The organism is Betaproteobacteria bacterium, assembly GCA_016720925.1.
Lineage (GTDB): Bacteria > Pseudomonadota > Gammaproteobacteria > Burkholderiales > Usitatibacteraceae > UKL13-2.
In genome coordinates this window covers 128,445-141,870 of the sequence record JADKJR010000013.1, presented here as the reverse complement: position 1 = coordinate 141,870, position 13,426 = coordinate 128,445, and the positions used below count along the sequence as shown (strand labels likewise).

The 13,426-nt window shown below is 58.1% G+C and carries 18 protein-coding genes; 14 read left to right on the top strand and 4 right to left on the bottom strand.

The features are described from left to right. Nucleotides 1-206 precede the first annotated feature (206 nt). From hemC to IPP88_17065, 7 genes are all read left to right on the top strand, one after another. On the top strand, nt 207-839 hold the full coding sequence (gene hemC, locus IPP88_17095; protein MBL0124362.1) for a hydroxymethylbilane synthase: 633 nt from the start codon (nt 207-209) through the stop codon (nt 837-839). After that, nucleotides 836-1,549, top strand: coding sequence for a uroporphyrinogen-III synthase (locus tag IPP88_17090; protein ID MBL0124361.1), 714 nt, complete (start codon nt 836-838; stop codon nt 1,547-1,549). The genes hemC and IPP88_17090 overlap by 4 nt, the downstream gene beginning before the upstream one ends. Beyond that, entirely contained in the window at nt 1,500-1,742 is a 243-nt protein-coding gene (locus tag IPP88_17085) for a hypothetical protein (GenBank protein MBL0124360.1), read from the top strand. Before IPP88_17090 ends, IPP88_17085 begins: the two co-directional genes overlap by 50 nt. A gap of 60 nt (nt 1,743-1,802) precedes the next feature. Further along, on the top strand, nt 1,803-2,795 hold the full coding sequence (locus IPP88_17080) for a uroporphyrinogen-III C-methyltransferase (GenBank protein ID MBL0124359.1): 993 nt from the start codon (nt 1,803-1,805) through the stop codon (nt 2,793-2,795). 27 nt (nt 2,796-2,822) lie between these two features. After that, nucleotides 2,823-3,119, top strand: a complete 297-nt coding sequence (locus IPP88_17075; protein MBL0124358.1) for a hypothetical protein — start codon at nt 2,823-2,825, stop codon at nt 3,117-3,119. A gap of 25 nt (nt 3,120-3,144) precedes the next feature. Beyond that, nucleotides 3,145-3,786 (top strand): hypothetical protein, encoded by a 642-nt coding sequence (locus IPP88_17070; protein ID MBL0124357.1) that lies wholly within the window; start codon nt 3,145-3,147, stop codon nt 3,784-3,786. Nucleotides 3,787-4,014: 228 nt separating this feature from the next. Beyond that, nucleotides 4,015-4,467 carry a GNAT family N-acetyltransferase gene (locus IPP88_17065; protein MBL0124356.1) on the top strand — a complete coding sequence of 151 codons (453 nt, stop codon included), beginning with the start codon at nt 4,015-4,017 and terminating at the stop codon, nt 4,465-4,467. Between the two features lie 68 nt (nt 4,468-4,535). On the opposite strand, the gene argC is transcribed toward IPP88_17065, so the two are convergent. The 3 genes from argC to IPP88_17050 are packed head-to-tail and all read right to left on the bottom strand — an operon-like array spanning nt 4,536 to nt 7,054. Continuing rightward, nucleotides 4,536-5,459, bottom strand: a complete 924-nt coding sequence (gene argC / locus IPP88_17060) for an N-acetyl-gamma-glutamyl-phosphate reductase (GenBank protein ID MBL0124355.1) — start codon at nt 5,457-5,459, stop codon at nt 4,536-4,538. A 20-nt stretch (nt 5,460-5,479) separates the two neighbouring features. Further along, the gene (locus IPP88_17055; protein MBL0124354.1) at nt 5,480-5,980 is read right to left on the bottom strand and encodes a peroxiredoxin; all 501 of its coding nucleotides are present in this window, start codon (nt 5,978-5,980) and stop codon (nt 5,480-5,482) included. Between the two features lie 30 nt (nt 5,981-6,010). Next, nucleotides 6,011-7,054 (bottom strand): CDP-6-deoxy-delta-3,4-glucoseen reductase, encoded by a 1,044-nt coding sequence (locus IPP88_17050; protein ID MBL0124353.1) that lies wholly within the window; start codon nt 7,052-7,054, stop codon nt 6,011-6,013. Between the two features lie 32 nt (nt 7,055-7,086). Between IPP88_17050 and IPP88_17045 the strand changes: the two genes are divergently transcribed. Further along, nucleotides 7,087-8,013, top strand: coding sequence for an SDR family oxidoreductase (locus IPP88_17045; protein MBL0124352.1), 927 nt, complete (start codon nt 7,087-7,089; stop codon nt 8,011-8,013). On the opposite strand, the gene IPP88_17040 is transcribed toward IPP88_17045, so the two are convergent. Beyond that, nucleotides 8,010-8,435 carry an FxsA family protein gene (locus tag IPP88_17040; GenBank protein MBL0124351.1) on the bottom strand — a complete coding sequence of 142 codons (426 nt, stop codon included), beginning with the start codon at nt 8,433-8,435 and terminating at the stop codon, nt 8,010-8,012. The two genes, IPP88_17045 and IPP88_17040, sit on opposite strands and share 4 nt — an antisense overlap. Before the next feature lie 30 nt (nt 8,436-8,465). On the opposite strand from IPP88_17040, the gene IPP88_17035 reads away from it, so the two are divergent. From IPP88_17035 to prmA, 6 genes are all read left to right on the top strand, one after another. Then, nucleotides 8,466-8,792 carry a divalent-cation tolerance protein CutA gene (locus IPP88_17035; GenBank protein ID MBL0124350.1) on the top strand — a complete coding sequence of 109 codons (327 nt, stop codon included), beginning with the start codon at nt 8,466-8,468 and terminating at the stop codon, nt 8,790-8,792. Next, nucleotides 8,779-9,396: a protein-disulfide reductase DsbD N-terminal domain-containing protein gene (locus tag IPP88_17030; GenBank protein MBL0124349.1), complete on the top strand. Its 618-nt coding sequence runs from the start codon at nt 8,779-8,781 to the stop codon at nt 9,394-9,396. The genes IPP88_17035 and IPP88_17030 overlap by 14 nt, the downstream gene beginning before the upstream one ends. Nucleotides 9,397-9,442: 46 nt before the next feature. After that, nucleotides 9,443-9,994, top strand: coding sequence for a TlpA family protein disulfide reductase (locus tag IPP88_17025; protein MBL0124348.1), 552 nt, complete (start codon nt 9,443-9,445; stop codon nt 9,992-9,994). A gap of 526 nt (nt 9,995-10,520) precedes the next feature. Further along, nucleotides 10,521-10,976, top strand: coding sequence for an acetyl-CoA carboxylase biotin carboxyl carrier protein (locus IPP88_17020; protein MBL0124347.1), 456 nt, complete (start codon nt 10,521-10,523; stop codon nt 10,974-10,976). Between the two features lie 51 nt (nt 10,977-11,027). After that, complete coding sequence (accC, locus tag IPP88_17015) at nt 11,028-12,395, top strand: acetyl-CoA carboxylase biotin carboxylase subunit (protein ID MBL0124346.1); 1,368 nt, start codon at nt 11,028-11,030, stop codon at nt 12,393-12,395. A 122-nt stretch (nt 12,396-12,517) separates the two neighbouring features. Then, nucleotides 12,518-13,423, top strand: a complete 906-nt coding sequence (prmA, locus tag IPP88_17010) for a 50S ribosomal protein L11 methyltransferase (GenBank protein ID MBL0124345.1) — start codon at nt 12,518-12,520, stop codon at nt 13,421-13,423. The last annotated feature ends 3 nt before the right edge of the window (nt 13,424-13,426 follow it).

Sequence of the window (13,426 nt, the reverse complement as noted above, 5' to 3'; positions counted from 1 at the left end):
TCATTTCCATTCTACCGCAGCGCACAAAAATTGACGGGTATCAACTCCGCTCCCAACCGGCAAAAAGCAGCCCGTCGGGTGCCGTGTTAAAATTTTTAACGCTATTCCTCGAAAAAACAATAAAACCCCAGCACTGGTGCGGTTTTTCAGGCAAAAATGGTCTGGAAGCCGCACCGGTGCTAGTGTTTAACTTAGGTTCCGCAAGCATGTCTGCCACCGCTTCTACTGCCGGCTCTCCACAGATCAGCCCCCCAACCCGCCTTCGGATTGCTTCGCGTGAAAGCCGTCTTGCGATGGTGCAAAGCGAATGGACCGCAGCGAAACTGCGGCAGCTCTACCCCGGTGCAAACGTCGAGATCATTGGCATGACCACCAAGGGCGACCAGATCCTCGACAAGCCGCTTGCGCAGATTGGCGGCAAGGGCCTGTTCATCAAGGAACTCGAAGTGGCGATGGAAGAAGGGCGCGCGGACCTCGCGGTGCATTCGATGAAGGATGTGCCCATGACCTTGCCCGCCGGATTTGCGGCGGTGATTGTGGGCGAACGTGAAGATGTGCACGATGCCCTGGTATCGAATCGCTTCGCCGCGATCGACGAATTGCCGCAGGGCGCCGTGGTCGGCACGTCGAGTTTGCGGCGCGAGAGCCAGTTGCGGACTTTGCGTCCGGATCTGAAGATCGAAGCGTTGCGCGGCAATGTCAATACGCGACTCGCCAAACTCGATGCCGGTAACTACGATGCGATCATCCTGGCGGCGGCGGGATTGAAACGTCTAGGCTTCAGCTCGCGTATCCGCGCCATTCTCGACCCCGCCCAGTTTCTGCCGGCCATCGGATGATTCGCGATGCGATTTCGGGCGATCCGGCGGACGCCGAGCGACTCGGCACTGGCACTGGCCGCAAGGCTTGCTCGCTGCCGGCGCCGACAAGATTCTTGCCAGCTTGTCGCGCAATGCCTGATGCGTTGCCCTTGTCGGGCATGACAATCGTGGTGACACGCCCGCGACAGCAGGGCGAATCAACCGCAAAAGCGCTGCGCAGTGCCGGTGCGTCGGCGATCGAGATGCCGGTGCTGGAGATAACGCCACTGGCATGCATGATCGATCTCGGCGTCCTGACCAAGGCGTACGCAGCCATTTTCGTCAGCGTCAATGCGGTCGAGCACGGCCTGCCCTGCCTGCGTGCACACGGCGCGCTGGCCAAAGGCACCCTGATCATGTCAATCGGTCACGCGACCGCGACGGCTTTGCGCGATGCCGGAATCGAACGTGTTGTGTCACCGCAACAGAATATCGACAGCGAGGGCCTGCTGGCGCTGCCGCAATTGCAGCAGGTGCAGGGGCAAACTATCATCCTGATGCGGGGTCATAGCCTCGCTGGCGGGCGCAACCTGCTGGAAGAGACTGTCGGAACGCGGCGCCACGGTGGTGCCGCTGGAGTGCTATCAAAGAAACGATTTGATTCCGCCGCGTGCGCAAATCGAATCGCTGGTCAAGTTGATGAAAACCCGATTCGCCGTGATGGCGCTGAGTGTGGAAACGTTGGATAGTCTGCTGAAGTCATTTACGGGCCACGAGACGGCGCTCAAGTCTTCCTGGCTGCTGGTTCCGCATGGGCGGGTAGCTGCCGCGGCAAAGTCGCGCGGGTTCGCCCGTGTCGCGGAGGCGCCGATGTCCGCCGAAACAGGCTCGTTCCTGGCGTTGGTGAAATTGAAACCGCGCATCAATGCCGAGGCGTCCTGATATCATGGACGAGTTCAAACCCGATCCCTCCCCCGTGTTCCCGGGCAACGGCTGGGCTGCGTGGCAGCCTGCATCTGGCCGCGCTGGTGGTCGCCGTGGTCGGCCTTGGCCTTGGCATTATGGAGCTTGCTGCCAAGCCGCGAAACCGAGCAGACCCTGACGCAGAGTCTCGGCATCAGGCTGGCCGAACAGTCGACCGCACAGAAACAGACCGCGACCCAGGTGGAGGTGCTGGCGCGTGATGTGCGCGATTCGCAGAACCGCGTGGCGCAGCTGGAAGGCAAGCTGGCCGAATTCCAGGGGCAGCGGGTGGCGATGGAAGAGATGTACCGCGAACTGGCGCGCGCGCCGGACGAGTGGCTGCTGGCGGAAATCGAGCAGACGCTCAATATCGCCAGCCGCGAGCTGACCCTGGCCGGCAACGTGCGCGCCGCGCTGATCGCCCTGCAGGCCGCCGACCAGCGGCTGGGGCGCGCCGACAAATTGCAGGTGGTGCAGCTGCGCCGCGCCATCACCCAGGACATGGAGCGCCTGAAGGCGCTGCCGATGGTCGATACCCAGGGTGTCAGCGTCAAGCTGGACAACCTGATGAGCCTGGCGCCCACGCTGCCGCTGGCAGTACCGGACAAAATGGTCGCCAGCGCCCGCGACGAGAAGAGTGTCGATGCCAATGACAATATTGCGCTCCGCTTCGGCAAGGACCTGTGGCATGAAATGAAGCAGCTGATCCGCATCCGTGAACTGGACAGCAGCGATCCGGCGTTGTTGTCGCCGCAGCAGGGCTACTTCCTGCGCGAGAACCTGAAGCTGCGGCTGCTGTCTGCGCGTACCGCGCTGATTGCGCGCGATGAAGTCAATTACAAGGAAGACATCAAGCTGGCGCGCGAGATGCTCACCCGTTACTTCGACCCCAAGGCACGCGTCAACGTCAACGCGCTGACCATGCTGAAGCAGCTGGCCGACAACCCGCTGTCGATTTCCACCCCCGATATCACGTCCAGCCTCAATGCCGTTCGCGCCGCGCGGGCAGCGCGTGAACGCAGTGGAAAGTAGCCGATGATCAGCCGTCCGATTCGCTGGGTGTTGTGGCTGCTGGGCATGGCGGCTTTTGCCGTGGCTGTCGCGCTGGCCGGCCGTCACGGCAGCGGTTATGTGGTGATGGTGGCGCCGCCGTTCCGCGTCGAGATGTCGGTGATGATGTTTGTGATTCTGGCCTGGCCGGTTTTGCGCTGGCCTATTGGGCTGATCCGGCTGGCGGTGGCGCCGTACGGGCTGCCACGCCAACTGAAAAAGTGCCACGCCGAACAGGAGCGCGCCAAAAGCGCGCGATGCCGTTTTTGCGAGCCTGGAGCTGCTTTTTTCGGGGCGGTTTCGTGATGCCGAGGAAAAGGCACGCGCCGGCATGCAGCACGATGACACCCGCGATCTGGCCGCGGCGCTGGCGGCCTGGGCAGCCTACGAGGGCGGCAATTCCGGCGCCGCGGTGCCCTACCTGGACCGGATTCGCGGCGAGGGCGGCGGGAAATCGGCGCACATGCGCGACGCCTCGAAAGCCTACATGCTGCTGGCCGACGGCCGCGCCAACGAAGCGCTGTCGTTGCTGAAGGGACTGGCGGAAAACGACCCGAAGAATCCGGGCGTACTGAAGATGAAGGTCGAAGCCGAAATGGCCGAGAAGGCCTGGGACGATGTGCTGGCGACCTCGAACCCGCTGGCGCGCTCGGGCCTGTTGCCCGAGGCGGCTGCCCAGCAAATCCGACTGAATGCCCAGCTGAATCTGATCAAATCGAAACCAGCCAACCGCGAAGTGATCATCGCGGCATGGGAGTCGCTGGAAAGCGTCTCGCGCTACGACGTCAGCATGGCCGTGACGGTGGGCAAGCGGCTGGTTGGCCTGGGCAGCGGCGAGGCGCGCAAAAGGTGGTCGAAGAAACCATCAACCGGCGCGGACCTGAAGGATGGGAAAGTTCGCTGGCCGCGATCTACGCCGATTGCAAAGGCGAATCCACGCTGGCGCAGATTGAGCGCGCCGAGAAGTGGCTGAAGCAGCATGCGCGCGATGCGGTGTTGCTGGCCACGCTCGGCAAGCTGTGCATGCGCCAGTCGCTGTGGGGCAAGGCGCAAAGCTATCTGGAAGCCAGCGTGGCGCTGCAACCGACGCTGGATGCGCACATGACGCTGGCGCGCCTGATGGAGCAGATGGGCAAGCGCGACGAAGCGGTGCGTCACATCCGGCGCAGCGCGGAGTTGGCAAAATAAGCCGATTGAAATGATGTCCGAATCGCTGTCGTGGACACGTAACGGCTACGAAATCACCACCGATCGCGAGCGTATGGACCTGAATGCGGTGCACCGCTTCCTCAGTGAAAAATCTTACTGGGCCCGCAACATTCCACGCGACGTGGTCGAGCGCTCCATGCGGGGTTCATTGTGTTTTGCCATCCTGCGCGATGATGAACTGGCAGGTTTTGCGCGAGTAACCAGCGATCGGGCAACGGTCGCGTATCTCGGTGACGTGTTTGTGTTGCCCGCGCACCGCGGCAAGGGATTGTCGAAGCGGCTGATGGAATGCATCGGTAGTCACCCGGAATTGCAGGGGTTGCGGCGATGGGTGCTTGCGACGTCGGATGCGCATGGGCTGTATGCGCAATTCGGATTCACGCTGCTGAAAGCGCCGGAACGCTGGATGGAAAAACACGATCCGGATGTTTACTCAAACAGGTAAACACTAGTACTGGTGCGGTTTTCAGGATATTTGCGCCCGGAAAGGCGCGACATATGGCGATCTACGATTTACTGTACTAACCCCAGCATCAACGCCGCATTCTGCAATGCCGCGCGCCCCGCACCCTTGCCGAGATTGTCCAGCCGCGCCACCAGGACCGCCTGTTCATTCCCGGCATTCTCAAACACGAACAGTTCCATCTGATTGGTGCCGTTGAGCGCTTCGGGATTGAGTTCGCCGGGTGGTTCGCCGCCGAACGGCTTGACGTCAACATGCGGTTTGCCGGCGTAATGCGCGGCGAGACATTCGTGCAACTGCCGGGCCGACACCGGTTTGGCCAACGACCACAACTGGATCGGCACATGCACCAGCATGCCCTGTCGAAAGGCGCCCACCGAGGGTGTAAAAAGCGGCGCGCGCGTCAACCCGGAATACAGCTGCATTTCCGGCAGATGCTTGTGGGTTAATTTGAGGCCGTAGGTGAAAAATGTTGTTTTGGTGGTGCCGCTCTCGAACGCTTCCACCATCTGCCGGCCGCCGCCCGAGTAACCCGAAATGCCCCAAGTTGTACCTGCAAAATCAGCCGGCAGCAGCCCGGCATCGACCAGCGGGCGCACCAGTGCGATAAAGCAAGTCGACCAGCAGCCAGGATTGGCAACGCGGTGTGATTGCTTGATGAGTTGTTCCTGCTTGGCGGTCATTTCCGGAAAGCCGAATGCCCAGTCCGGCAACACCCGGTGCGCGGTGCTCGCATCGATCACGCGTACGGTCGGGTTGTCGATCATCGACACCGATTCGCGCGCGGCATCGTCCGGCAGGCACAGAATCGCCAGGTCGACCGCATTGAGCAGGCGTTTGCGTTCGGCCTGATCCTTGCGCTTGTCCGGCGCGATGCTGACGAGTTCGATGTCTTTGCGCTCGCGCAATAGATCGCGGATCAACAGGCCCGTTGTGCCGTGTTCGCCGTCGATGAAGATTTTGGGTGTTGACATTCGGAATATTGCGATTAAGGCTATGCCTGTGCGAGCATTGTCTCGGCGTTCGAGACTTCAAATTTGCCCGGACCTTCAAGGTTGAATGTCTTGACCACGCCATCCTCGACCAGCATTGAGAAGCGTTGCATGCGGATGCCCATGCCTTTGGCGGTGAGATCGAATTCCAACCCGAGTGCCTTGGTCCAGGCGGCGGAACCGTCGCCGAACATGCGAACCTTGCCTTCTGTGTGCTGATCCTTGGCCCATGCACCCATGACAAAGGCATCATTAACCGACACGCACCAGATTTCATCCACGCCCTTGTTCTTCAGCGCGTCGTAGTTGTTCACATAGCCCGGTACATGCTTGGCGGAACAAGTCGGTGTGAACGCGCCGGGCAACCCAAACACAGCGATTTTCTTGCCCTTGGTGAGATCGCTCACCTTGAAACTGTTGGGGCCGACCGCGCAGCCGGCGGTTTCGACTTCGATGAATTCGCTCAATGTTCCGTCGGGTAGTTTGTCGCCTGCTTTGATCATGGGATTCTCCTTGGTTGGGAATACGGTTTGCTACTTGATGGCTAAGGGTTCGGGCTGCGGGGAATAAGTAAACGAGTCGGCAAAAAATTCATCATCCGGCAATCCACGCCTCGCGAAAGCTTCTCGCGCGGCGTCAATCATAACGGGTGCGCCACAGGCATAGACCTGATAACCGGCCAGTGATTCAAAATCATCCACTACGGCCTGATGCACAAAGCCGATCCGTCCCTGCCAATTATCCTCGGGTTTGGGGTCGGAGAGAACCGGGATAAAGGTGAAGTTCGGGTGTTCCCGTGCCCACTGGGCGGGCAATTGCGGCATATACAAATCCTGAATGGAGCGGCAACCCCAGTAGAGCACCATTTCGCGGTCGAGATGTTCGTGCAACGCATGCTCAATAACTGCTTTGATTGGTGCAAAACCCGTGCCGCCGGCCACGAGGATGATCGGCTTGTCGGAGTCCTCGCGCAGGAAAAACGTGCCGAGCGGACCCTCAAAACGCAGGATGGCGCGGGGACGCATTTCGTTGAAAACGAAGTTGGTGAACTCGCCACCAGGAATCTGGCGCATGTGGAGTTCTATGAACTGGTCATGGTGCGGCGCGTTGGCGACCGAGAAGCTGCGACGCTTGCCATCTTTCAGCAGGATATCGATGTATTGTCCGGCGAAGTACTGCAATCGTTCCTGCGCGGGCAATTTCAGGGAGAGCACAGCGACATCCGGCGCGACTTTCTCAACCTTTTCGACCCGGCACGGCAACGTGCGAATCTGAATATCGCCGGTGCCGCCGATTTCTTTTACTTCCAGCGTCAGGTCGGAGAGCGGCTTGCCGACGCAGAACAGTGCCTTGCCCGCGACCTTCTCTTCCGCTGACAAAGTGCGTTCCTGATAAGTGCCGTAATCAAAGTCACCAGACACGAGTCTTCCTTTGCACGATCCGCAGGCACCGTTGCGGCAGCCATACGGCAGGCCAATGCCCTGGCGCAGTGCCGCATCGAGGACCGTCTCATCCACGGCAACTTTGAAGGTATTGCCCGACGGCTGCAAGGTGACTTGGTATTCAGGTGTGCTCATTAGGTTCTCAATTCTCTATACTTCGCGACATCATGCATTCATCAACCAGAATACTCATCATCGGCTTTGGCGATATCGGCGAACGCGTAGCGAAGCGCCTGGTGAATCGTTATGCCGTCAGTGCGCTTGTCCGTAGTGACGAGCGGGCCAATTACGCGCGTTCCATGGGTATCAGAGTGATTCGCGGTGATTTGAGCGTGCCCGGCAGTTTGCGCAAACTCGCCGGTCAAGCCGATGTGGTGTTTCATTTCGCACCGCCGCCCGGCGATGGCGTTCGTGACACCCACACCATGCATCTGCTTGCCGCATTGTCCTGGCAGCCGGCGCACAAATCCACGCGAGCGAGGATGCTATCACAGCTCTCACCGGGCACACCCCGGCGGTTGGTGTATATCAGTACGACCGGTGTATATGGTGATTGCGGTGGCGCGTGGATAGATGAAACCCGACCGCTCAAACCCGCCACCGAGCGTGCCGGTCGACGGGTGGACGCCGAACGCCAATTGCGCGCGTGGGGACGCCAAGTTGGCGCGCCGGTTTTCATCTTGCGAGCACCAGGAATTTATGCAGGCGATCGGTTGCCCGTCGAGCGCTTGCGCAAGGGCACCGCTGCGTTGGTGGCGGAAGACGATGTATTTACCAACCACATTCATGCGGAGGATTTGGCGCGTGCGGCCGTTGCGGCGATGTATAAGGGTAAGCCGGAACGCGTCTACAACGTGGTCGATGATACGGCACTGCCCATGGCGGACTATTTTGATCGGGTCGCGGATGCATTCGGTCTGCCGCAACCACCACGGATTTCGCGGACGGAGGCGGCAACGCGGATTTCACCGGCACTATTGTCTTTTATGAGTGAATCGCGCCGTATAGGCAATCAGCGGCTGAAACGTGAATTGCGTTTCAGCTTGCAATATCCGACGGTCGATGATTTTCTGCGGGAAATGAAACTGCGCTAACGTTCGCGACGAAACTCGCCTTCAATCACGCCATCCGGACGAAAACGCGGCCCGTGTGACGGGCGCTGGGGCCGCATTGAAGCCTGCTGCAGGGCAGGTTCGCGAATTGGCAACAGCAGCAAGGCGAGCGCCATGACGTCCGAGATAATTCCCGGAAAAATCAGCAGTAGACCCGCCAGGACTGTGCGGAAACTGTCGATGAACGCCGCCAATGAAAATTGGCCCTGAGAGAAAGCGCCCGCCAAGCGCGTCATCAGCGAAAAGCGCGCCTCTTTGATCAGCACAATGCCGGCAATGCAGGCAAACACCAGCCACGCCAATACCCAGCCTCCATGTCCGGAGGGACCGTACGCGAGCTTATATAGCACCGCGCCTTCCAGTAACGGGAATCCCATTAAAATGCCGATCAACAACAGCCGCATAATGACTTCCTTTCCAAGACTCGCACCCGCATGACTTTTGACATTGGGGCTCTCCTCGTAATTACCACAGTACCGGATGAAAATCTGGCTGTAAAGATCTCTGAGTCTTTGTTACAACAACGATTGGCGGCCTGTGTGCATGCACTCCCGATGGGAAAGTCCCGTTACCACTGGCAGGGACGCATCGAATCCTCAGCCGAAATAACGTTGTTGATCAAAAGCACGGCAAACCGCTATTCAGAACTTGAGGCCGACATCAAGCGTCTACATTCGTATGATGTTCCGGAAATCATTGCGTTCCCGATCGACACGGGTCTTTCCGCCTATCTGAACTGGATCACGAATGAAACCAAATAGAACGCTATATCGCCGGGACTTGAATCGCCTTGTTCGTCGCGCGATGATCCTGTTCATCCTTTGTCAGACATTAGCTGTCGCTGCGATCTCCATTCGCCCGGCAAGGGCTGTCGCGCCAAACCGGGAACCGGATCTACTCGAAGCGGAAAAGGCGTTTGCTGTCAGGGCGCGGCTTGTCGATGCCAAAACGCTTGAACTAAGATTTGCGATCGCCAATGGCTACTACATGTACCGCGATCGGTTTCGCTTTGCCGTCAATGGCCAGCCGGTTTCACTGTCCCGACAAGCATGGCCGACCGGAAAGTGGAAGCAGGACGCCAGCTTTGGCAAAGTGGTTACATACCGACATAGTGTGCGCCTACTCCTCCCTTTGCCAACTACGGTCTTGGACAAAACACAATCTGGCCATGAATCGCTCACACTCGCGGTCAGTTCCCAGGGTTGTGCGGACGCCGGCATTTGTTATCCCCCATTGCGCCAGACACTCGCGCTTGCTCCTGGTTCGGCGACATGGGTCACTGCGCAAGGAGAATTGTCGACGGGCTTTTCGCATGGGGGAACACCCGGCAGTGCCTTGTCGAATCAACTGACCGGTGGAAAGTAATGCGGCTGCTCTGCTGGCTGTGCCTTGAAATCAGCGCCGGTGATCCGTGCCAAAGTTGATCCTTGCATCGGGGGCGATCCTGTTGTTGGCCCTCGCTGGCCTGGCGCTTTGGCTCGACCAACCGGCAGCCAACGATCCATTGCGCGCTGCGCTCACGGAAAAAACTGACATCACCGCTGGAGCCATTTATTCCACCCGGTTGACCGATACGGAAGGCAAGGAACAAGAACTTGGGCAATGGCAACATCGCCTCCTGCTGATTAATTTTTGGGCGACTTGGTGTACACCTTGCATGGAAGAAATGCCAATGTTGTCTAAAACGCAGGAAAAACTCCGCGCCCAGGGCCTACAAATTGTTGGGATCGCGGTCGATTCTCCCGAAAATGTCACCAAGTTCTTGCAAAAATCGCCAGTAGCGTATCCGCTTTTCCCGGATCAGGCTCGCGCAATTGAGTTCTCCAAACGCCTCGGGAACCGCTTGGGCCTATTGCCATTTACCGTCGTCGTTAAGCCGGGCGGGGAGGTGATATATAGCCGATTGGGCATTGTTCCAGAGGTGGAAATGAACAAAATTATTGTCAAAAATGCCATAAAATAGGTTATCTATCGTCATTTTCAGCTAAAAGTATTACGACAAAATTTTTGCGGGCGAGCTTGGATTGCAAGTCTGTTAGTCAGACGTGAATTGTGCGAGGCGTCACATCGTCGAATCAAATCTTCGTTAAAAATGCAACATCTGTTGTGAAAATGCCTTGATCATCGAATTTCAATCCCTCATTAAGGCTGGACTTTTTCCCTCTTGTTGAGGCAAACTCTCTCGCATGTCAAAGACTATGCTTTGGTTTGGCTCCAATCTGAAACGGTTGGGAAGTGAGAACCGGCTTGGTACGGAATCAACACAAATATCAGTATCAACCAATGCTGCCTCCAGACTTCGGGCGCAGCCAATGTGGTAATTGGGGTCTTCCTATTCTTGCGCGCTGCCGAGCCTGACTCGGCAGCGATTCCTCGACTCACGCGGGTTACCCGGCTACATACATAACAGAGAGTCCGGAATTCTGGCGGCGGGCAGTCAATACACCACCAATTATTTCGGCCAATAACAGTTGGAAGGCGAATTCGTCATGGACCTGCGGAAAATCAAAACGCTGATTGATCTGGTGCAACAGTCCGGCATTGCCGAGCTGGAGATCACCGAAGGCGAAGAAAAGGTGCGTATCAGCCGCACGGGCACGCCCGGCACATATGCGCCCCAGCCGATTGCGGGTTCGAACATTGTGTTGCCTCCGGACGTTGGTGGTTCCGCGCCGGCTCCGCTCGCCGCGGCAGGCCCACCGGAACCCACCGGACACACACTGAAGTCGCCAATGGTCGGTACCTTCTATCGCTCACCGTCACCCGGCTCGCCGTCATTTGTCGAAGTGGGACAAACGGTCTCCAAGGGCCAGACACTTTGCATCATTGAAGCCATGAAACTGCTCAATGAAATCGAGTCAGATGCGTCGGGCGTCGTTAAAGCAATCCTGGTTGAGAATGGGCAACCGGTGGAATACGGCCAGCCGCTCTATATCATCGAATAACCACAGGTATTGACTATGGCGGTATTCGGTTCCGGCCCCCGCCAAGGGGCGATGTTCGAGAAAATTCTCATTGCCAATCGTGGTGAGATTGCATTGCGCATCCAGCGCGCCTGCCGCGAACTGGGCATCAAAACAGTGGCCGTGCATTCCGAGGCCGATGCAGACGCCAAATACGTCATGCTGGCCGACGAATCGGTTTGCATCGGTCCGGCACCCTCCAAAGACAGCTATCTCAACATTCCTGCCATCATCAGCGCCGCCGAAGTAACTGACGCGCAGGCGATTCACCCGGGCTACGGTTTTTTGTCCGAGAACGCTGACTTTGCCGAGCGCGTGGAGAATTCCGGTTTTGTCTTTATTGGACCACGCCCGGAAAATATTCGCACCATGGGCGACAAAGTCGCCGCCAAAACAGCAATGAAGAAAGCCGGCATTCCGTGTGTTCCCGGATCCGAGGGCGCGTTGCCCGATGATCCGAAGGAGGTCCGGAAGATCGCAAATGCCGTGGGCTATCCGGTCATCATCAAGGCGGCGGGCGGCGGCGGCGGGCGCGGCATGCGCGTGGTGCATACCGAGGCTGCGCTGGTCAACGCGGTACAAATGACCAAAACCGAAGCGCAATCAGCCTTTGGCAATCCCGTGGTCTATCTGGAAAAGTACCTTGAGAATCCGCGGCACATCGAAATCCAGGTGCTTGCCGACGAACACCGCAATGCGCTATTCCTCTGGGAACGCGATTGCTCGATGCAGCGGCGGCATCAAAAGATCATAGAAGAAGCACCCGCTCCGCTGTTGAAAGCGCGGTTGCGTGATCGTATCGGCGAGCGTTGCGCGGAAGCGTGCGTGAAGCTCGGGTATCGTGGCGCAGGCACGTTCGAATTTCTGTTTGAAAAAGACGAGTTCTTTTTCATCGAAATGAATACCCGCATACAAGTCGAGCACCCGGTATCGGAAATGATCACAGGTATCGATATTGTGCAGGAACAAGTACGCATTGCGGCAGGGCAGAAGTTGCGTTATCGCCAGAAGGACATCGCACTTCGCGGCCATGCGATCGAGTGCCGCATCAACGCGGAAAATCCCTTCACATTCGTGCCTTCTCCGGGGCGCATTACGCGTTTCCATGTCCCCGGCGGACCGGGCATTCGTGTTGACTCTCATGTATATGCGGACTATTACGTGCCACCGCATTACGATTCGCTGATCGCCAAAGTGATTGCCCATGGTGACACCCGCGAACAGGCGTTCGCGCGTATGCGCACGGCATTGTCAGAAATGGTGGTCGAAGGCATTCAAACTAACCTGGCGTTGCACCAGGAATTGATGAATGACTCCGCATTCATTCGCGGTGGCACATCCATACACTTCCTCGAAGAGCGGATGGCCACGCTGAAGAAAATCGCCGGCGACGGCGATTGATTCATCGCGGAAAAACACAAACACCAGCATTGGTGCGCACTTCCAGCCGAAAATGGTCTATAAGCCGCGCCCAATATAGAGTTTGTCAACTTGTTTGGCAAGAATTTTCTGACCGTACCCACATGTCCTTCCTGACCGCCACCTTTGAACTAACTTCCGCTAATGCCGAGCGGCTAGGCGATGCGTTAATGGAACGGGCCGCGCTGTCGGTGACCGTCGAAGATGCGCTTGAGGGTACCAATGAAGAAAAGCCGATCTTCGGCGAGCCGGGAGCTGAAAGTGCATGGTGGGATCGCTGCCATTTGACGGCGATGTTTGACGCGGGCATTGATGCACGTGCGGTGATTGCCGACGCGTGCAAAGCACTGGATATCGGACTACCCGCGCTCGCCCTGGCGATTGTCGATGACATCGACTGGGTACAGAAGAACCGCGAGCAATTCCAGCCAATCAGGATCTCCGATCGCATCTGGATTGTGCCGACGTGGCACAGCGCCCCGCAACCGGAGGCGGTCAACATCACCCTCGACCCTGGCGCCGCATTTGGCACCGGCAGCCACCCGACAACCCGTATGTGCCTTCAATGGCTGGAAGCGAATCTGGTGCGTGCCGACCATTCGTCCGTACTTGACTATGGTTGCGGATCAGGAATCCTGGCCATTGCGGCCATGAAATTGGGGGCCGCGCATGCAATCGGTGTGGATATCGACCCGCAGGCAATCGAGGCTGCGCGTGAAAACGCCAGGCAGAACGCGGTAACCGTCGACCTTTCCACCACCGAACGCACCCTCGACGCCGTCGCTGATATTACCGTCGCCAATATTCTCGCCAATCCGCTCAAAATGCTGGCGCCATTGCTTGCGTCGCATTCTCGAGCGGGAGGCTCGCTGGTGCTAGCGGGAATTCTCGACCATCAGGCGGAAGACATCATCGAAATTTATCACCCATGGTTTGCGCTTTCTGTCTGGAAGAGTGAAGAAGGTTGGTCCTGTATTGCGGGTGCACGCCATAGCGGGCCGGCCCGGTAAGGC